This window comes from Alkalicoccus luteus (assembly GCF_012034335.1).
Classification (GTDB): domain Bacteria; phylum Bacillota; class Bacilli; order Bacillales; family Salisediminibacteriaceae; genus Alkalicoccus; species Alkalicoccus luteus_A.
Map to the genome: position 1 here is coordinate 1 of NZ_JAATHJ010000122.1, position 247 is coordinate 247.

Consider the following 247-nt stretch of genomic DNA (forward strand, 5'->3'; position numbering starts at 1 on the left):
GCGAGCTGCTTGGGAAACGGCAGGGACCAGGAGCGGAGAAGCTCCAGGTGCGGGATCAGGCAGCGGGTATCCGTCGGGCGCTGATGCACCGAATAGCCGAGCACAAATTGATTTTCCGTGCCCATCTGCACGTTGTAGCCTGGTTTCAGCTGGCCGTTTTCCATGTGATCTTCTTTCATGCGCATAAACGTAGCAGCGGGATCGGTTTTGGAAAAACTGTTCCGGTCGCCGAAGGTGGCGAGCTGGC

1 pseudogene is annotated in these 247 nt (G+C 57.9%); it reads right to left on the bottom strand.

Annotated elements, in window-relative coordinates:
- Positions 1-247 (bottom strand): annotated as a pseudogene (locus HCN83_RS18150) (IS5/IS1182 family transposase); the annotation flags it as partial.